Raw genomic sequence first — 18,040 nt, forward strand, 5'->3', positions numbered from 1 at the left:
GGTCAAGCGAGGTGCCGCGCTGCCGGTGCGTCGGCAGTCGCCGGCGGGACCACCGTCTGATCGTCCAGCTCGGCCAGACGCACATCGATGGCATCGATGACCTTGCGCGAGAACGGTCCGAGATGCGCATAGGCGGCGATCATCTGCACCGCGATTCGCGCCGACGACGTGTCGCGCTTGGCGCAGTTCATGAAGGTCTGCCAGAGCGGTCCGCGCGCCTCGGGAATGGCGGTGACCACGCGATGTACCGTCTCCATCGCGCCGACCTTGGCACGGATGTCGCCCTCGGTGAGTTCGTGGCGCTGCCTGGAGCGGTCGAGCAACGTCATCAGTTTGTCGACACGGCCGGCATAGGCGGCCGGACTATAGACGCGCTCCAGCACGGTCTTGTAGTCCGTCAGGATATCGCGCAACGGCCGCACCGGATCGAAATTGATGCCGCCGGTGCACTGGTCGCCGCCCGTGGTCGATGCCAGATCGTGGTCCGCATGCAGCCGGCCTTCCGTGGCGAGGCGGCGCGTGAGCTGCGTGTTCGGCAAGGCATAGAGCAGGCCGACCATGGCGACGGGAATAGCGGCTTCCTCGATGAAGTCGACCATGGCATCCGCCATCGAGACCTTCTCGTTGTCGAAGCCGACGATGAAGCCGGCGGTGACCAGCATGCCCGCGGCGTAGATCTTGTGGATGCTCTCGGCGATGTTGCGCCGTGTGTTCTGCTTCTTCCGCATTGCGACCAGCGTCGCGGGATCCGGACTCTCGATGCCGACGAAGACGGCGAAGAAATTGGCCGCGCCCATCAGCTCCAGCAGCTCGGGATCGTCGGCGAGGTTGACCGAGGCCTCGGTCGAAAGTTCGAAGGGATAGCCGTGCGCGCGCTGCCATTCGGCCAGCTGCGGCAGGAACAGTCTGAGCGACTTCTTGTTGCCGATGAAATTGTCGTCGACGAAATCGAGATGGCCGCGATAGCCCATGTTGTAGAGCGTATCGAGCTCGATCAGCATCTGCTCGTTCGTCTTGGTCCGCGGCACGCGGCCATAAAGCTCGATGATGTCGCAGAACTCGCAGGTGAACGGACAGCCGCGCGAATATTGCACACCGAGATAGAGATAGTCCTCGAATTTCAGCAGATCGAAACGCGGCACCGGCGTCCTGGTGACGTCGGCCTGGAATTTCGGCGCGGTGAAAACGCCGGAGCGCGCGCCGCTGTCCCAGGCCGCAATGAATTCGTCGAGGACGCTTTCGGCTTCACCGAGCACCCGGAAGTCGGCCCGTTCGTAGACGTGTGGACTGGACGTCGGATCGGGACCACCGACCACCACCGGCTTGCCCGCTGCGCGGCATAGTTCGATCAGGCGCAGCGTGTCGGCCTGTTGCGGCAGCATTCCGCCGGTGAAGACGACGTCGGCCCAGGCGAGATCGTCGTCGTCGAAGGCTTGCGTGTTGCAATCGATCAGGCGGACCGTCCAGCTCTCGGGCAACATCGCGGCGACCGTGATCAGGCCTAACGGCGCAGCCGGGCGTCGGACACCCATCAATTTGCAGGATTCGCCAAAGCTCCAGAACGACTCCGCCGTGAACAGCGGATAGAGCATCAGTACGTTGCAACGCCGCTGCACCTTCATGGAACCCCTTTTGGCTTCGACCCAGTGTAGCAGAGCATCTCCGTGTTGCACCCCTAGAAAAGGAACAAACCGTCGCTCGCGGCTGAAGCTTTGATGTCGCCCCAGACCGCGGCACTGGCGGGGCGAATCTTCGGCTGCCACCCTCAGACTGTTGATTTGAACAGTTCCGGTTTGCCGGACACATTGCGCGCGAGTCCGATCGATGGATCGGGCCAATCTAGGGGACTTGCGATGGCAAACCTGACAATCAACGGAAAAACCTTCTCGCTCGACGTCGAGCCGGATACCCCGCTGCTCTGGGCGATCCGCGAGAATGCTGGCCTGACCGGCACCAAATATGGCTGCGGCATTGCACAATGCGGCGCCTGCACGGTTCACATGGACGGTGTCGCCATGCGCTCCTGTGGGGTCACGGTCAGCGAGGCCGAGGGCAAGAAGATCACCACGATCGAGGGGCTCGCCTCCGGCGCCACGCTGCACAAGGTGCAGGAAGCCTGGATCGCCCAGGACGTTCCGCAATGCGGCTATTGCCAGAGCGGCATGATCATGGCGGTTGCGGCACTCCTGAACGAGAACCCGAAACCGACCGACTCCGACATCGACGAGTCCATCACCAACATCTGCCGCTGCGGCACCTTCCAACAGGTGCGCGAAGCGATCCACACGATCGCAAGCGCGTAAGGAGCTGCCATGAACAAGCATGTTTCACCCCGAATGAACCGCCGCGCCTTCGTCATCGGCAGCACCGCGCTCGGCGCTGGCCTGGCGATCGGCCTCGATCTTCCCTTCGGCGGTCCGGCCGTGGTCCGCGCGGCAGACGGATCGCCCGAGATCAACGCCTGGGTCGTGATCAAGCCCGACGACACCGTCGTGATCCGTATTGCGCGCTCCGAGATGGGTCAGGGCTCGCTCACCGGCCTCGCCCAGCTCGTCGTCGAGGAACTCGAATGCGACTGGACGAAGGTCACGACTGAATTCCCCTCGCCCGGACAGAACGTCGCCCGCAGGCGCATCTGGGGCGACTTTTCGACCGGCGGCAGCCGCGGCATCCGCGCCTCGCACGACTATGTGCGCAAGGGCGGCGCCACCGCGCGCATGATGCTGATCCAGGCGGCGGCCAATGACTGGAAGGTGCCGGCCTCCGAATGCACGGCCGCCAACAGCGTCATCACTCATACGCCATCGGGCAAGACCACGACCTACGGCAAGGTTGCCGAGGCCGCAGCAAAGCTGGCGCCGCCCGCCGACGTCAAGCTGAAGGACCCCAAGGACTGGAAGCTGATCGGCAAGGGCGTCAAGCGGCTCGACACGCCGGACAAGGTCACCGGCACTACCGTCTACGGCATCGACGTCAAGCTGCCGGGCATGCTCAACGCCGCGATCAAGGATTGTCCCGTCACCGGCGGCAAGCTGAAGAGCTATGACGAAGCCAAGATCACCGGCATGAAGGGTGTGAAGAAGGTCGTGAAGGTCGGCGACAGCGCGGTGGCGGTCGTGGCCGACACCTTCTGGCACGCCAAGAGCGCGCTCGATGCACTGCCGATCGTCTGGGACGAAGGCGAGAACAAGAAGGTCTCGAGCGCCTCGATCGCAAAGTGGCTGGCGGAAGGCCTCGACAGCGGCCCGGCCTATGTCGGCAATTCCAACGGCGACGCCAAGGCAGCACTGGCCGGCGCGGCGAAGACGATCGAAGCCACCTACAACTATCCCTACCAGAACCACGCCACGCTCGAGCCGATGAACGCCACCGCGCTCTACACGGCGGACAAGTGCGAGGTCTGGTGCGGCACGCAGAATGGCGAGGCGGCCTTCGCTGCGACATTGGAAGCGTCCGAGCTTCCGGCCGAGAAATGCGACGTTAACAAGCTGCTGCTGGGCGGCGGTTTCGGCCGGCGGGGCCAGACCGACTACGTACGGCAGGCGGTGCTGATCGCCAAGCAGATGCCAGGCACGCCGATCAAGCTGCTATGGACGCGCGAAGAGGACATGACGCATGGCCGCTACCATCCGATCACGCAATGCAAGCTGACCGCGGGTTTTGATGCCGACAACAATCTGACGGCATTCCATATGCGGATCTCCGGCCAGTCGATCCTTGCAAGCCTGCGGCCGGAAGCGCTGGTCAACGGCATGGATCCCGCGACTTTCGCCGGCCTCAATGCCAAGGGTGACGCGCCGTTCGGATACTCGGTCCCCAATCTCCTGATCGAGCACTCCATGCGCAACCCGCACATCATCCCGGGCTTCTGGCGCGGTGTGAACGTCAACCAGAACGCGATCTATGTCGAATGCTTCATGGACGAACTGGCGCAGGCGGCAGGCCAGGACCCGCTGGAGTTCCGGCGCAAGCTGATGAAGGACCACCCGAAGCATCTTGCAGTGCTGGAGGCCGTGGCCGAGAAGATCGGCTGGGGCACGCCACCGCCGCAGGGCGTCTTCCGCGGGCTCGCGCACTTCGCCTCCTACGGCAGCTACGTCGCGGCGGCTGCGGAAATCTCGGTGACCGACGGCACCAAGATCAAGGTGCATCGCATCGTCGCGGCGACCGATCCGGGCTACGCCGTCAATCCAGCCCAGATCGAGCGCCAGATTGCGGGCTCGTTCGTGTACGGCCTCAGCGGGCTGTTCTACGGCGGCTGCACCGTCAAGGACGGCGCCATCGAGCAGACCAATTTCGACACCTATGACTCGATGCGGATGGCTGCGATGCCGAAGGTGGAGTCGATCGTGATGCCGAGCGGCGGCTTCTGGGGCGGCGTCGGCGAGCCAACCATCGGCGTTGCCGGACCCGCGGTGCTCAACGCCTATTTCGCGGCGACAGGCAAGCGCATCCGCTCCGTGCCGCTGCGCGACCAGAACATCACCTTCGCTTGAGAGATCGGCTGCGGCGGCGCAAGAATGCCGTCGCAGCCTCTTGTCTGGATGATCCTGATGACCACGCGCCCGGTGACACGGCGGAATGCCTTACTGGGCATCACCGCAGCGGCGGCCGCATTGGCGGGGCCCTCGCTTTCGCGTGCGCAATCCGCAGGCCGCGTCGTCGTGGTCGGCGGCGGCTTTGGCGGCGCGGCCTGCGCCCGTGCTCTGAAGCGTGTGCAGCAGGACCTTCAGGTCATCCTGATCGAACGCAACGCGGTCTTCACCTCCTGCCCTTTCAGCAACGAAGTGATTGCGGGCCTGCGTGATCTCGAAGCGCAGCAGTTTGGCTATGACAAAATTGCCGCCGAGGGCGTCATCGTGATCGGCGAAGCCGTGACCACCATCGAGCCGCAGCAGCGCAGCGTTACGACAGCCGATGGCGTCGCCCTGCCCTACGACCGTCTCGTGCTATCACCCGGCATCGACTTTCATGTCGAGGCGCTGCCTGGCTACGACGAAGCCGCGTCGGAAACGATGCCGCACGCCTGGAAGGCCGGTGCACAGACAGCGCTGCTGCGCCGGCAGTTGGAAGCGATGGACGACGGCGGCACGGTCGCGATTGCGATCCCCGCCAATCCCTCGCGCTGCCCGCCCGCGCCTTACGAACGCGCCAGCCTGATCGCGCATTATCTCAAGCCGAACAAGCGGCGCTCGAAGGTCCTGATCCTCGATGCCAAGGACAATTTTTCACAGCAGCGGCTGTTCGAGAAGGCGTGGAAGGAGCTCTATGGCGACATGATCGAGCGGGTGGCGCTGTCGCAAGGCGGCCGCGTCACTTCCGTGGATTCCTCGACCAGAACCATCATCACCGAGTTCGGCAACTACACCCCCGACGTCGCCAATGTGATTCCGCCGCAGCGCGCCGGACGCATCGCCGAGCTCGCCGGCGCTGCGGATGCGACCGGCTGGTGCCCGATCGATCCCGTCACTTTCGAGTCGAAACTCATCCCGAACATCCACGTGATCGGTGACGCCTGCCTCGGCGGCGGCATTCCCAAATCAGCCTCGGCCGCCAGCGCGCAAGGCAAGGCTTGCGCCGGCGCGATCGCCAGCCTCCTCGCAGGCCGCACGCCAGAGGTGCCACGGCTCACGGGCGTCTGCTACAACACCGTCGCGCCCGGTTACGGCTTCTCGCTCGCCGGCAACTATCAGCCCAGGGGCGACATCTTTGCCGAAGTCGAGGGCGGCGCGACCAGCCCTGTCGATGCGCCGCGCGAGCTGCGCGCCCGCGAGGCGGCCGAGGCGGAGGGCTGGTTTCAAACCATCACGGCGGACACCTTTGGCTAGATCGATTTTCCGTATCGCCGTGTTGATCGCAGCGAGCTTCGCATTCGCCGTCGATGCGGCGGCGCAGGTGTCCACGCCCTACAAGATCGTAGGCGACGGCATTCCGAAATCGCTGACAGGCGCGCCCGGCGATGCCGCAGGTGGCCGCGCTCTGGTATTGGCACGCACCACGACCTGCATCCTCTGCCATTCCGGGCCGTTCCCGGAAACACGGTTCCAGGGCGATCTCGCGCCCGATCTCACGGGCGCGGGGAACCGCTGGTCGACGAGCCAGTTGCGGCTTCGGTTGGTGGATGCGTCGCGCTTCAACGCTGAGACCATCATGCCGTCCTATTACCGCACGGACGGGCTCATCCGCGTCGGGCGCAATTTTGCCGGCAAGCCGATACTATCGGCCGGCGAGATCGAGGACATCGTGGCCTACCTTGCAACGCTTCGGGACTAGGACTGTTCATGCGAACCACGCGACGACAGTTTTTGACGCTCGCAGGAAGCGTCACGGCCGCCGGGACGATTCCGGTCGTCACGCTGCGGCCGCTCGCGGCCACGCCCGCCATGCTCAACAGCGCGATCCGCAATGTCGTCGGTGAAGCGCCGATCCGCACAGGCAAGGTCAAGCTCGACATTCCGCCGCTGGTCGAGAACGGCAATACGGTCCCGATGACGATCAGTGTTGCAAGCCCGATGACGGCGGAGGACTACGTCAAGAGCATCCATGTGTTTAACGAAAAGAACCCGCAGCCGAACATTGGCAATTTCCATCTCGGCCCCTGGGCCGGTCACGCCCAGGTCTCGACCAGGATCCGGCTGGCCGACACCCAGAAGGTGGTCGCGATCGCCCGCCTCTCCGACGACACCTTCTGGCAGGTCACAGTCGATGTCGTCGTGACGCTGGCTGCCTGCACCGAAGAGGTAAACTGATGGCCGCAGCCCTCATCAACGTTCCCGCACGCGCAAAACGCGGCGACATCATCGAGATCCGCACGCTGACCTCGCACATCATGGAAACCGGCTTCCGGCACACGATGGACGGCGCGCTCGTACCACGCGACATCATCACGAGCTTCATCTGCCGCTACAACGGCACCGAAATCTTTCGCGCCGATCTGTTTCCCGCGATCGCGGCCAATCCCTACTTGTCTTTCTTCACGGTTGCGAAGGAGAGCGGCAGGTTCGAGTTCGAATGGATCGGCGACAACGGCTATTCGTCCACCGCATCGGCATCGATCACGGTCGAATGACTTTCTGGCGCGCAATAGCGGTGGCGGCCCTGTTCGCCACGACCCCGGCCCTGCTCGCCGGCGAGATTCCGCTGGAGGCACGCCGCTCCGGCTATGCCTTCATGGGGCCCGAAACGCGCGCGATCCAGGACGACGACAGCTCCAATCCCGGCATGCTGTTCGTGATCGAGGGCGAGGCGCTGTGGACCAAGAAAGCCGGGAACGCCGACAAAGCCTGCGCGGACTGCCATGGCGATGCTCGGACCAGCATGAACGGCGTCGCGGCGCGCTATCCCGCCTTCGACAAGGCGCTCGGACGGCCTGTCACGATCGATCAGCGCATCAATCTCTGCCGCGCCAATCATCAGGAAGCAACACCGCTGCCTTACGAAGGCCGCGACCTGCTGGCGCTGTCCGCCTTCGTTGCGCATCAGTCGCGCGGCGCCGCGATCACGGCGGGCGATGATCCGCAAGCAAAGCCTTTCCTCGACCAGGGCCGCGATCTCTACATGCAGCGCGAGGGCCAGCTCAACCTGGCCTGCGCCAATTGCCACGACGACAACTTTGACAAGCGCCTCGCGGGGGCGCCGATCACCCAGGGACAGCCGACGGGCTACCCGCTGTATCGGCTGGAATGGCAGACACTGGGATCGCTGGAGCGGCGCTTGCGCAGCTGCATGAGCGGTGTCCGCGCCCAGGCCTACGACTATGGTTCGCCCGAACTTGTCGCGCTCGAGCTCTATCTGATGTCACGGGCGCGCGGCATGCCCGTGGAGACGCCGGCTGTGCGACCATGATCCGCAGAGATTAGGGCTAGGCAGGCGCGGCACGGACGCTAGTATCCTCTCAAAGAATTGAATCATAGGGAGGGACTAAAGTGGCTGACCATAAGATCTCGCGCCGCACGCTTTTGACGGGGACGGCGGCGGCAGGCGCGCTCAGCCTCACCGGGCTTCCCGCGCGCGCCGAGGTGAACTGGAAGAAATACGCCGGGACCAAACTAGAGGTGATCCTCGCCAAGGGACCGCGCGGCGATAACTTACAAAAATACGTCAAGGAATTTACCGAACTCACCGGCATCCAGGTCGAATCCGAGCAGATTCCCGAGCAGCAGCAGCGCCAGAAATGCGTCATCGAGCTCACCTCGGGGCGACCGAGCTTCGACGTGGTCCATGTCAGCTATCACGTGCAGAAGCGTCAGTTCGAGAAGGCTGGTTGGCTCGCCGACATGACCCCCTTCATGAAGGATCCGACGCTGACCGCGCCCGACCTGGTCGAGGGCGATTTCTCGGCTGCCGGCCTGCAATACGCCAAGAACGACAAGGGCCAGATGCTGTCACTGCCCTGGTCGGTCGACTATTTCATTCTCTACTACAACAAGGAGCTGTTCCAGAAAAAGGGTGTCGCCGTCCCCAAGACCCTCGATGAGATGGTTGCGGCCGCGGAGAAGCTTACCGACGCCAAGGAAGGCACTTTCGGCTTCGTCGGACGTGGCTTGCGCAACGCCAACATGACCTTGTGGACCAACTTCTTCCTCGACTACGGCGGCGAATTCCTCGATGCCAAAGGCAACATCCTGACGGATGGCCCGGAAGCCGTTGCCGCGACCAAGCTGTACCAGACGCTACTGACGAAGTCGGCACCTCCCGGCGTTGCCGGCTTCAACTGGATGGAGTCGATGGCCTCCTTCACACAAGGACGTTCGGCGATGTGGATCGACGGTGTCGGCTGGGCGCCGCCGCTCGAGGATCCGACCGCCTCGCGCGTGGTCGGCAAAGTCGGCTATACCGTGGTCCCGGCCGGACCAAAGGGGCAGTATTCGGCCACCTATGGCGACGGCGTCGGTATTGCCGCCGCGAGTAAAAACAAGGAAGCGGCCTATCTGCTGTGCCAGTGGATCGTCTCGAAGCAGCAGGGCGCTCGGCTGTTGCAGGCCGGCGGTGGCGTGCCGTTCCGCAACTCGATCCTGAACGATGCCGAGGTCCAGAAGGGCGTGAAGATGCCCAAGGAGTGGCTGCAATCGGTGATCGATTCCGGCAAGATCAGCAAGCTCGGACTGCCCGTCGTGATCCCAGTCGCCGAATTCCGCGACCTCGTCGGTGCCGCACTGACCGCGACCTTGTCGGGCGCGGATCCCGCGACGGAGCTGAAGAAGGCGCACGAGCAATTCCGCCCGATCCTGGAGCGCAGCGAAAAAGCGTGAGCGCGATAACACAGACGTCCCCCGCCGCGGCGCAAGACGCCGCGGCGGATAAGCCATTGCGTCGGCCGTCCTATTGGCCCTTCGTGGTGCCGGCGCTGGTCGTCGTGCTCGCCATCATCATCTTCCCGTGGCTGTTCACGATCTGGATGAGCCTGAACGAGTGGAAGGTCGGCGCGCCGACCACCTTCGTCGGTCTCTCCAACTATCTGCGGCTACCCAGTGATCCCCGCTTTATCGAGGCGGTCGGCCACACGATGGTCTACACTCTGCTCTCGGTGCTGCTGCCGCTGGTTCTGGGCACGCTCGCGGCGGTGGTTTTTCACCAGAAGTTTGCCGGCCGCGGCTTCCTGCGCGGCGTCTTCATCATGCCCATGATGGCGACGCCCGTCGCGATCGCGCTGGTCTGGACAATGATGTTCCATCCGCAGCTCGGCGTGCTGAACTACCTGCTGTCGCTGGTCGGGATCCCGCCGCAGCTCTGGGTGTTTCATCCGGCAACGGTGATCCCGTCGCTGGTCCTGGTCGAGACCTGGCAATGGACACCCCTCGTCATGCTGATCGTGCTCGGCGGCCTCGCTGCCATACCGACCGAACCTTACGAGAGCGCGCAGATCGACGGCGCCAATTTCTGGCAGGTGTTTCGCTTCATCACGCTGCCGCTGATCATGCCATTCTTGTTCGTCGCCGGCATGATCCGGATGATCGACGCGGTGAAGAGCTTTGACATCATCTTCGCAATCACCCAGGGCGGCCCCGGCTCAGCGTCGGAGACCATCAACCTCTATCTCTATAGCGTCGCCTTCGCCTATTACGACATCGGCTATGGCTCGGCGATCGCGGTCATCTTCTTCCTGTTGATCGTCGTGTTGGCCGCCGTGATGCTTTACTTCCGCCAGCGCATGCTGTGGACCGAGACGGGAGACGGGGCATGAACCTGCGCAGCCTTCTCGGCCGGATCGGGCTGTGGTTCGCGGTGCTCGTCATCGTGTCGCCCGCGATCCTGTTCTTCCTCTGGATGGCTTCGCTGTCGCTCAAATTCGAGATCGACAATGCCGCCTACCCGCCGGTGTTCATCCCCGAACATTTCGCCTGGAAGAACTATGCGGACGTGCTCGCCTCCAATCGCTTCCTGACCTATTTCATCAACAGCGTGATCGTGACCGGCAGCGCGACCGTGCTTGCACTGCTCACCGGTGTCCCCGCCGGCTACGGCATCGCGCGCATGGCTGCGCATAAATCCGCGATCGTGATCCTGATCGCCCGGATCACGCCGGGACTGTCCTACCTGATCCCGCTGTTTCTGCTGTTCCAGTGGCTTGGCTTGCTCGGCACTCTGGTGCCGCAGATCATCATCCATCTGGTGGTGACCGTGCCGATCGTGATCTGGATCATGATCGGCTATTTCGAGACAACGCCGCTGGAGCTGGAAGAAGCAGCGTTCATTGACGGCGCCACGCGCTGGCAGGTGTTTCGGCATGTCGCGCTGCCGATCGCGAAACCCGGCATCGCGGTTGCCTTCATCCTCGCGGTGATCTTCTCCTGGAACAATTTCGTCTTCGGTATTGTGCTGGCGGGCCGGGAGACACGCACTTTGCCCGTTGCCGTCTACAACATGATCTCGTTCGACCAGCTGAGCTGGGGCCCGCTGGCCGCGGCCGCGCTGATCGTCACCTTCCCGGTGCTGCTGCTGACCGTGTTGGCCCAGCGACAGATCGTCGCCGGGCTAACTGCGGGTGCCGTCAAGGGCGGATGATCGCTGCTGATCCCGATCGGGCCTTTATCCGACCTGCACGACGACCTTTCCCTTGGCTCGCCCCGTCTCGAGATATGCAAGCGCCTCCTTTGCCTGTTCGAACGCAAAGACCTTGTCGATCACCGGCCGGACGTGCCCAGCCCCGAGAAGCTTGCCCAGCTCTGCGAGTTGGCTGCCGTCCGGGTGTACGAACAGGAACGAATACGCCACACGGCTAGCCTTGGCACGCCGAATTATTTTGCGGCTCAGCAAGCCGAACAGAAACACCATGAAGACATTCATGCCGCGGGCGCGAGCGAACGCCGCGTCGGGTGGTCCGACGAGGGAGACGATTGTGCTCCCGGGCTTCAAGATCTGAAGGGATTTCTCGATTGTGTCGCCCTTCAACGTGCCCAGCACCGCATCGTAGCCGCGCAGAACATCCTCAAATTGCTGCTTCTTGTAGTCGATCACCTCATCGGCTCCAAGGCTCCGTACAAGATCCAGGTTTCCGGTACTCGTGGTCGTCCCCACTTTCACGCCAAGATATTTCGCGAGCTGAATCGCGATAGTCCCAATGCCGCCCGCACCTGCCGGGATGAATACCTTTTGGCCGGGCTGCAGCCGTGCTCGTTCCTTGAGCGCTTGCCAGGACGTTAGTCCCACCATGGGCATTGAGGCCGCCTGCGCGAAGTCCAGATTTTCCGGTTTGAGCGCGGCCACATTCTCGGGCACCGTTGCGAACTCAGCGAGAGCACCCGTGCCGCTTAGGTCGAAGATGCTGGCGAACACGGCATCGCCCGGCTTGAAGCGGGTGACGCGACTTCCGATCTCCACTACTACACCTGCGAGGTCGCTACCCAGCGTGGCCGGAAGCTGAAACCGAAGAATGGGCTTGAAGGCTCCTTTCGGAATCATGTTATCGATCGGGTTCAAACCGACCGCGCGGACTTGAACGAGAATCTCGTTCGGCTTCGGCACCGGCCGAGGCATATCCGCGAACGCGACCTGGTCTGGCCTGCCATAACGCTTTAGGACGAGTGCTCGCATGTTTGCCTATGTGCGGTTTTTCGGGTCTCGGATGTGAGCAAGTGCCGCCTGCCGTCAGAACGCGCGGACGGCGCGCGCAGGCTGCGATGCGGCTACAGTATCGAGCCGCAGGTCTTTGCGGATCCCGGCGTCCACCAGACTAGCGGGGGCAAATCTGCGAAGCAGCCGCAGGCGGTTCGCAAGCTTGCCGGCCGCGTAGCGGAGTTTCGGATGCGTTGCGCTCGCCGCTTTCAGAACGGTGTCGGCCACGACCTCCGGGTGCTCGGCCGTTGTCATCACCTCGTTCACCCGCTTGATGACGCCCGCGCGAGCCTCGCGATACTCCTCGAGCTTGGCGTCCGGCTCCATGAAGTTCGCGTCGAAGGACGTCTTCGTGTACGCAGGCTCGATGACCGAGACCCGGATGCCTCTCGTCCGCAGCTCATGGTCGAGCGATTCCGAATAACCTTCGACCGCGTGCTTGGTCGCGGCATAGAGCGCGCCATAAGGCATCGGCAGAAAGCCAAGCACGGAGCCGATGTTGATGATACGACCGCTCCCCTGGCGTCGCATGTGAGGCACGACGGCGCGCGTCATCCGGACCAATCCGAAAAAATTCGTCTCGAAAATCGATCGGGCCTGATCGATCGACCTCTCTTCAGCTCCGGCAGGCGCAACACCGAAGCCGGCATTGTTCACGAGCAGATCGATGTGGCCGTCGCGCCGCATCACTTCACTGACCGCGGCTTCAACGGATTCATCGCTGGTCACATCGAGGGCAAGCATCTCGAACGGCCGCCGGCCGGCCTGTGCGCCTCGTCTGCTGGTGCCGTAGACCTTGTAACCGGCTTTCGCGAGCCGCTCCGCGGTGGCTTCGCCAATGCCTGATGAGGCGCCGGTAACGAGAGCGACCCTTGTGTTGATCCTATTCACGAGCTTCTCCTGTAAGGGTGCCAGCCCCGAACTGCTTTGATTACGATCGTAACTATTGATATACATGACGATCGCCATTATAATTGTCAAGGCCCGGAATCAAGGATTTGCGACATGCGCGTTTCAAAGGAACAGGCGGCCAAAAATCGCGAGCGTATCCTTGAGGCCGCCTCCCGCCTGATGCGAGAGCGCGGCATCTCCGGCATGGGGGTGGACGCGCTGGCCGACGCCGCCGGGATGACCCATGGCAGCCTGTACAGTCAGTTCGGCTCCAAGGAACGGCTTGTCGAGGAAGCGGTCGCCCACGCCATCATCGCCAAAGGGCGAGAGGTGCCCGACGGATTTACGCTCGGCGATTATTTTTCCGAATACCTCTCGGCGGGGCATCGCGACAATTTAGGAAGCGGTTGTCCTTTCGCGGCCCTGTCTTGCGAGATGCCGCGCCAAAGCGCCGGTGTGAGAGAGCGTTTCACCGCCGGCGTGCGCGGCATGATCGGGCTGCTGAGTGGACGCATGGCGTTAACGCTAAAACCGCGGCAGCGCGAAGAGAAGGCGCTCGCGATCGCCGCCTCTCTGGTCGGGGCACTCGTGCTGGCCCGCGCCGTGAACGATCCCAAGCTGTCGGACGATATTTTGCGCGCGACCAGAAATCAGCTAGGCGATTGATCGCACCGCGCGGAGGAAGGTTGACCCGCCGTTGACCCGCCATTATTCGATGGATGGCATCGCTCGAACGGCCCACCGGACGCCGACAAGAAATCGGCCGGGCGACACGACGCCCGGCCGCATCTCATGCTTTGCCTGCCCTATTCCGCCGGCGCCGCGTGCATTTCCGCATGCGAGATATAGTGCTCGCTGCTACGCCGGCCGAGAACGTACAAGCCTGCCGCCATCACGGCGTAAGCGAAAGCCACAGATGGCGTGACGCCGAAGCCTCCACCGATACCGACCGCCTCACCGTGCATGAAGCCAAAATAGGTCAGGACCGCACCGACCAGCGCGAAGGCCGAAGCCTTCTCGAAATCGCGTTCGATGATGAAGACGCCGATCGCACCCAGGATCAGGCCGCCGAGGATGGAGCCGCCGCCCATGATCTCGAGCCCGTGGTAGAACACGCCCTGCTGCGGCAGGGCGGCGATCGCGGCGGCCTTGACCGCGTCGGCCTTGTCGGCCGCCATGCCGCCGACGGTCGCAGCCGCATTCATGGTCGAGCCCAGCATGGTGTCGATCTGGAGCTTGGCCCAGGCGGCGAGATGTGGCGTCAGCGCCAGCACGATCGCGGGCGCATGCTTGACCGGCGTGGTCTGAAACGCCTGCGCACCGATGAGCATGCCGATATAAAGCAGGATCGGCGAGATCGCGACCACCGGCACCAGCGCCAGCAGCACCGAGATGATGCCGAACCACGCCAGCACCACCACCATGATGCCGGTCGCAGCCGAGTAGCCGATGCGGCCGCCCATCGCCTTCCAGCCGGGATGGCCGATATAGACCGCGTTGATGAAGGGATTGCCCATCAGGCAGCCGATCAGGCTGACGATGCCGTCGGCGGTGAGCACGCGCGTGGTCGGATATTCGTCGCCGGCGGCTTCCGCGCTCTCGACATTGTCCATGGCCTCGACGAGGTCATAGATGCCGAACGGAATCGCCGTGACCAGGATGACGCCGAGGAATTCGAAGCCGGAGAATACCTGCCCCACCGCCGGGATCGGCACCGAGAAGCCGAAACTGGCGAAGGCATCGCCGACGCCCTTGACGCTCAATCCACCCAGATTGAGCCCGAACAGGTTCGAGCCCCAGGCGATGATCATGCCGACCGCGATCGCGATCAGGCCCGCCGGAATGCTCTTTGGATATTTCACGCCGCCGAACCAGCTCACCAGAATGATGGCGAAGCAGACCAGCCCGATCTGCGGCGTCATGTACATTTCCAACGCCGGTCGCATCGAGATGAAGGTGACGGAGACGCCGGCGAGCGTGCCGAGCAGCGCCGCGCGCGGCGTGATTTTTCGGATGAAGGGGGCGATGAAGCCGCCGATCATGAGGATAAAGCTCTGGAAGAACACCCAGACCAGGCCGGCCGACCAGCCCTTCAAGGGATCACCGGTCTTGATCGTGATCGGCAGCATGATCACGAAGGTGACGATGAACATGTGCGGCACGCTGACGCCCGAGGGCAGCGCGCAGACGTCGCTGCGGCCGGTCTTCTGCGCGAGACGATAGGCGAGGTAGGCGTAATAAAAGGTGGAGAGGCACATCATCAGCCCGAGCGCTGGCAGGATGCGGCCGAACACGAGACTGTCCGGCATCTTCAACACGAAGCGCAACAGGCCCGTGAGCACCAGCATGTTGACGAGGATATTGGTGCCGAAGCCGAAAAAGGCGTTCCAGTCGCCCGGTGTCCATAGTGCCGGCTTGAACCCGGATGTGTTCAGATCAGATTTGCCGGCCGTCCCCGTCATACTCGTGCTCATGGTGATGCCCCTAAACTGATGTGGAAATCTTCATTGCCTCCAGAACTGCGGCTGAGCTTGCGACCCAGCCGAAGATGCCGCCCTGGGCCTTGATCATCTTCAGGCCCATCTCGTGAAACTCGGGAAAGTAGGATGCACAGCCGTCGGAGATGACGACGCAGCGATAGCCGCGGTCGTTGGCCTCGCGCACGGTGGTGTTGACGCACACTTCCGTGGTGACCCCGCACACCAGAAGGTTCTCGATGCCGTATTTCTCCAGCACGTCGGTCAGCTCGGTGGCGTAGAACGCGCCCTTGCCGGGCTTGTCGATCACCACTTCGCTGTCGAGCGGATAGAGTTCGGGGATGATGTCGTGGCCGGCTTCGCCGCGAATGAGAATGCGCCCCATCGGGCCGGGATCGCCGATGCGAAGGCTCGGCGCGCCGCGCTCGACTTTCGCGGGCGGCGCATCGGAGAGATCGGGCAGATGGCCTTCGCGCGTGTGGATTACCAGCATGCCGGTGTCGCGCGCGGCTTTCAGCAGCGCACCGATCGGTTTCACTGCGCGGGCGAGCTGGCTGACGTCGTTACCCAGCGTCTCGCCGAAGCCGCCGGGCTCCATGAAATCGCGCTGCATGTCGATGATGAGGAGCGCGGTGCTCGCCCAGTCGAGCTTGATTGGCTCGGGCTCAGCGCTGATGACGCCCTGTGTCGGCTTGCTCGAGCTCAACATAACACAGGCCTCCACGAGAACTCTCTTTGCGAGGAGTTCTGCAAACGCCGTGCCATTGTGTACAATTGCAAGCCGGCGCCCGGCGGGAGAGAATCCCATGCGTGCTCAGAAACTTACGCCGGGACCTGACGGCTGCTTATTCCCTGTGCGACGGCTTTGTGACGGGCATTTGCCTAGAGGATGAGCGACCGCGAACTCTCTTCCGCGGTCATTCCCGGACGCGACGAAGTTCGCGAGCTGTGATGCGCATTGCGCATCTGAGCGTCCATCGGACCGCAATATTTGAGGTGACATATGGATTCCGGGACCGATGCTGCGCGTCGCTCGGGAACGACGTGCGGAGCTTCGGCGCTAGCGCGTCGGCTTGCGCTCGACGGGGTCGATGTCGATCGCCCGCAGGCGGCCGAGCCGCAGCACATCCATAGCGAGCCGCCGGCCGATGCGGTCGCGGTCGAGCACGCGGACCAGATCGTCGACGCCGTTGATCTCGACGCCGTCGAGCCTGATCACGACGTCGCCCGGCAGCAGGCCCGCTTTCGCCGCCGGCCCGTCCGGCTCGATCTGGGCAAGCAGCGCGCCCATCTTGTTGTCGACCCCGGCCAGCACCGCGTGCCGCCGCGGGATCGGCGCGGTCTGCCCGGCGACACCGACATAGGCGCGGCGGACATAGCCGTGGCGGATGATCTCCGACAGCACGAATTGCGCGGTGTTGCTGGCCACCGCGAAGCAGATGCCTTGCGCACCGCTGATGATGGCGGTGTTGATGCCGACCACCTCGGCGTTCGACGACAGCAGCGGCCCGCCGGAATTGCCGGGATTGAGCGCCGCATCGGTCTGGATCACGTCCTCGATGGTGCGGCCGCTCACCGAGCGGATCGAGCGCCCGAGCGCCGAGACCACGCCGGCGGTGACGGTCGATTCAAAGCCGAGCGGATTGCCGATCGCGATCACGAGCTGGCCACGGCGCAAGGTCTTGGAGTTGCCGAGCGACGCATAGGGCAAGTCGCGCACCCCGTTGGCACGCAGCAGTGCCAGATCGGTATCGGGATCGACACCGAGCACCCTGGCGTCGCCGACATTGCCCTCGACGTCCCGCAGCCGGATCTCCTTAGAGGAGCCGACCACGTGGCTGTTGGTGAGGACGAGGCCGTCCGGCGAGATCACGATGCCGGAGCCGAGCCCGCCGCGCTCGCGGCCGTTCGGCACCTTTGGCCCGGTCTCGACGCGCACGACGGCAGGGCCGACGCGATCGGTCACGTCGATGACGGCATTGGAATAGGCGTCCAGCAGGGCCCGGTGATCGACCGGAGCAGCCGCCGCCGCTCGCGATGACGATGCGTCATCGGCGATGTCTGAGGTCAAATCCAACATGGCAAGAGTCCTTGAGGCCCACACAAATGGTGGCCTGTTTCCTCTCGCGCAAGTGGCCGGTTTGGGGGCACAAGGCTACACCGTTGGCTAGGGTGCTCGTCGCAGGGTGCCGCCTCTGGCCTTCACCGGGTCGAGCAGCGACCAGTCGCCATCCTCCAGCACATAACCCTTGGGGAACGGCGCGCGCAGCTCCAGCCCAAGCGAGCGCAGCACGCGGTCGTCGCGGTAATAGCATTGCAGCACCACGCGAACGAGAGTTGCGGCCGCCGCACCACCGGAACTGCGAAACGCCTGCGCCACTGCATCGCGCCTGGCGGCATCGAGTTCGGCGAGCGGCTGGCCGGCGAGCCGCACGAGATGGTCCAGCGCCTGTCGCACCAGCACGCTGTCGCGGCCGAGCGTGGCCAGGATGTCGGCCTGGATGGCGGGGTCGTCCGCGCCTGGCACCTTGTACTCCTCGCTCGCGGGCACGATCATCGCAGCGATGGTGCGGAGATCGTCGCGCTGTGGCGGCGTGAGTGGATTGTCTGCGGACATG

The 18,040-nt window shown here is 63.7% G+C and carries 18 protein-coding genes; 11 read left to right on the forward strand and 7 right to left on the reverse strand.

Features of this window, described 5'->3' with window-relative positions; translation table 11 throughout:
- Positions 1-2: 2 nt before the first annotated feature.
- Positions 3-1,622 carry a B12-binding domain-containing radical SAM protein gene (locus AC0L2O_RS01150; RefSeq protein ID WP_473368396.1) on the reverse strand — a complete coding sequence of 540 codons (1,620 nt, stop codon included), beginning with the start codon at positions 1,620-1,622 and terminating at the stop codon, positions 3-5.
- A 231-nt stretch (positions 1,623-1,853) separates the two neighbouring features.
- Here AC0L2O_RS01150 and AC0L2O_RS01155 point away from each other — a divergent pair, with 231 nt between their 5' ends.
- The 10 genes from AC0L2O_RS01155 to AC0L2O_RS01200 all read left to right on the forward strand — a co-directional run bounded on the left by AC0L2O_RS01155 (position 1,854) and on the right by AC0L2O_RS01200 (position 11,004).
- Complete coding sequence (locus AC0L2O_RS01155; protein ID WP_473368397.1) at positions 1,854-2,303, forward strand: (2Fe-2S)-binding protein; 450 nt, start codon at positions 1,854-1,856, stop codon at positions 2,301-2,303.
- A gap of 9 nt (positions 2,304-2,312) precedes the next feature.
- A complete protein-coding gene (locus tag AC0L2O_RS01160) occupies positions 2,313-4,496 on the forward strand; it encodes a xanthine dehydrogenase family protein molybdopterin-binding subunit (RefSeq protein WP_409189682.1) in 2,184 nt (727 codons plus the stop codon).
- Positions 4,497-4,544: 48 nt separating this feature from the next.
- A complete protein-coding gene (locus AC0L2O_RS01165; RefSeq protein ID WP_473368662.1) occupies positions 4,545-5,828 on the forward strand; it encodes an FCSD flavin-binding domain-containing protein in 1,284 nt (427 codons plus the stop codon).
- Entirely contained in the window at positions 5,821-6,273 is a 453-nt protein-coding gene (gene soxX, locus AC0L2O_RS01170; protein ID WP_369725568.1) for a sulfur oxidation c-type cytochrome SoxX, read from the forward strand. Before AC0L2O_RS01165 ends, soxX begins: the two co-directional genes overlap by 8 nt.
- Before the next feature lie 8 nt (positions 6,274-6,281).
- Complete coding sequence (locus AC0L2O_RS01175) at positions 6,282-6,749, forward strand: SoxY-related AACIE arm protein (RefSeq protein ID WP_409189683.1); 468 nt, start codon at positions 6,282-6,284, stop codon at positions 6,747-6,749.
- Positions 6,749-7,069: a thiosulfate oxidation carrier complex protein SoxZ gene (gene soxZ, locus AC0L2O_RS01180; RefSeq protein WP_369725570.1), complete on the forward strand. Its 321-nt coding sequence runs from the start codon at positions 6,749-6,751 to the stop codon at positions 7,067-7,069. The genes AC0L2O_RS01175 and soxZ overlap by 1 nt, the downstream gene beginning before the upstream one ends.
- Complete coding sequence (gene soxA / locus AC0L2O_RS01185; RefSeq protein WP_473368398.1) at positions 7,066-7,845, forward strand: sulfur oxidation c-type cytochrome SoxA; 780 nt, start codon at positions 7,066-7,068, stop codon at positions 7,843-7,845. Before soxZ ends, soxA begins: the two co-directional genes overlap by 4 nt.
- A gap of 80 nt (positions 7,846-7,925) precedes the next feature.
- On the forward strand, positions 7,926-9,251 hold the full coding sequence (locus tag AC0L2O_RS01190; protein WP_473368399.1) for an ABC transporter substrate-binding protein: 1,326 nt from the start codon (positions 7,926-7,928) through the stop codon (positions 9,249-9,251).
- The gene (locus AC0L2O_RS01195; protein WP_473368400.1) at positions 9,248-10,183 is read left to right on the forward strand and encodes a carbohydrate ABC transporter permease; all 936 of its coding nucleotides are present in this window, start codon (positions 9,248-9,250) and stop codon (positions 10,181-10,183) included. Before AC0L2O_RS01190 ends, AC0L2O_RS01195 begins: the two co-directional genes overlap by 4 nt.
- Positions 10,180-11,004: a carbohydrate ABC transporter permease gene (locus AC0L2O_RS01200; protein ID WP_369725574.1), complete on the forward strand. Its 825-nt coding sequence runs from the start codon at positions 10,180-10,182 to the stop codon at positions 11,002-11,004. Before AC0L2O_RS01195 ends, AC0L2O_RS01200 begins: the two co-directional genes overlap by 4 nt.
- A gap of 24 nt (positions 11,005-11,028) precedes the next feature.
- Here AC0L2O_RS01200 and AC0L2O_RS01205 read toward each other — a convergent pair whose 3' ends face one another.
- Together AC0L2O_RS01205 and AC0L2O_RS01210 are read right to left on the reverse strand one after the other, a co-directional pair.
- Entirely contained in the window at positions 11,029-12,033 is a 1,005-nt protein-coding gene (locus AC0L2O_RS01205) for an NADP-dependent oxidoreductase (protein WP_473368401.1), read from the reverse strand.
- 54 nt (positions 12,034-12,087) lie between these two features.
- Complete coding sequence (locus AC0L2O_RS01210; protein ID WP_473368402.1) at positions 12,088-12,945, reverse strand: oxidoreductase; 858 nt, start codon at positions 12,943-12,945, stop codon at positions 12,088-12,090.
- A gap of 114 nt (positions 12,946-13,059) precedes the next feature.
- Between AC0L2O_RS01210 and AC0L2O_RS01215 the strand changes: the two genes are divergently transcribed.
- On the forward strand, positions 13,060-13,611 hold the full coding sequence (locus tag AC0L2O_RS01215; protein WP_473368403.1) for a TetR/AcrR family transcriptional regulator: 552 nt from the start codon (positions 13,060-13,062) through the stop codon (positions 13,609-13,611).
- Between the two features lie 140 nt (positions 13,612-13,751).
- On the opposite strand, the gene AC0L2O_RS01220 is transcribed toward AC0L2O_RS01215, so the two are convergent.
- The 4 genes from AC0L2O_RS01220 to AC0L2O_RS01235 form a co-directional block, all read right to left on the reverse strand.
- Positions 13,752-15,419, reverse strand: a complete 1,668-nt coding sequence (locus AC0L2O_RS01220; protein ID WP_473368404.1) for a regulator — start codon at positions 15,417-15,419, stop codon at positions 13,752-13,754.
- A 10-nt stretch (positions 15,420-15,429) separates the two neighbouring features.
- On the reverse strand, positions 15,430-16,131 hold the full coding sequence (locus AC0L2O_RS01225; RefSeq protein ID WP_473368405.1) for a cysteine hydrolase family protein: 702 nt from the start codon (positions 16,129-16,131) through the stop codon (positions 15,430-15,432).
- Between the two features lie 351 nt (positions 16,132-16,482).
- The gene (locus AC0L2O_RS01230; RefSeq protein WP_473368406.1) at positions 16,483-17,502 is read right to left on the reverse strand and encodes a S1C family serine protease; all 1,020 of its coding nucleotides are present in this window, start codon (positions 17,500-17,502) and stop codon (positions 16,483-16,485) included.
- Between the two features lie 87 nt (positions 17,503-17,589).
- Positions 17,590-18,039 carry a hypothetical protein gene (locus AC0L2O_RS01235; RefSeq protein ID WP_473368407.1) on the reverse strand — a complete coding sequence of 150 codons (450 nt, stop codon included), beginning with the start codon at positions 18,037-18,039 and terminating at the stop codon, positions 17,590-17,592.
- Position 18,040 lies beyond the last annotated feature (1 nt).

This window comes from Bradyrhizobium sp. Kon10 (assembly GCF_055807395.1).

Bases quoted from the DNA above. Each gene is read 5' to 3' on its own strand.
- AC0L2O_RS01150 (WP_473368396.1), bottom strand. From the start codon at position 1,622: ATGAAGGTGCAGCGGCGTTGCAACGTACTGATGCTCTATCCGCTGTTC.
- AC0L2O_RS01155 (WP_473368397.1), top strand. From the start codon at position 1,854: ATGGCAAACCTGACAATCAACGGAAAAACCTTCTCGCTCGACGTCGAG.
- AC0L2O_RS01160 (WP_409189682.1), top strand. From the start codon at position 2,313: ATGAACAAGCATGTTTCACCCCGAATGAACCGCCGCGCCTTCGTCATC.
- AC0L2O_RS01165 (WP_473368662.1), top strand. From the start codon at position 4,545: ATGATCCTGATGACCACGCGCCCGGTGACACGGCGGAATGCCTTACTG.
- AC0L2O_RS01175 (WP_409189683.1), top strand. From the start codon at position 6,282: ATGCGAACCACGCGACGACAGTTTTTGACGCTCGCAGGAAGCGTCACG.
- soxZ (WP_369725570.1), top strand. From the start codon at position 6,749: ATGGCCGCAGCCCTCATCAACGTTCCCGCACGCGCAAAACGCGGCGAC.
- soxA (WP_473368398.1), top strand. From the start codon at position 7,066: ATGACTTTCTGGCGCGCAATAGCGGTGGCGGCCCTGTTCGCCACGACC.
- AC0L2O_RS01200 (WP_369725574.1), top strand. From the start codon at position 10,180: ATGAACCTGCGCAGCCTTCTCGGCCGGATCGGGCTGTGGTTCGCGGTG.
- AC0L2O_RS01205 (WP_473368401.1), bottom strand. From the start codon at position 12,033: ATGCGAGCACTCGTCCTAAAGCGTTATGGCAGGCCAGACCAGGTCGCG.
- AC0L2O_RS01215 (WP_473368403.1), top strand. From the start codon at position 13,060: ATGCGCGTTTCAAAGGAACAGGCGGCCAAAAATCGCGAGCGTATCCTT.
- AC0L2O_RS01220 (WP_473368404.1), bottom strand. From the start codon at position 15,419: ATGAGCACGAGTATGACGGGGACGGCCGGCAAATCTGATCTGAACACA.
- AC0L2O_RS01225 (WP_473368405.1), bottom strand. From the start codon at position 16,131: ATGTTGAGCTCGAGCAAGCCGACACAGGGCGTCATCAGCGCTGAGCCC.
- AC0L2O_RS01230 (WP_473368406.1), bottom strand. From the start codon at position 17,502: ATGTTGGATTTGACCTCAGACATCGCCGATGACGCATCGTCATCGCGA.
- AC0L2O_RS01235 (WP_473368407.1), bottom strand. From the start codon at position 18,039: ATGTCCGCAGACAATCCACTCACGCCGCCACAGCGCGACGATCTCCGC.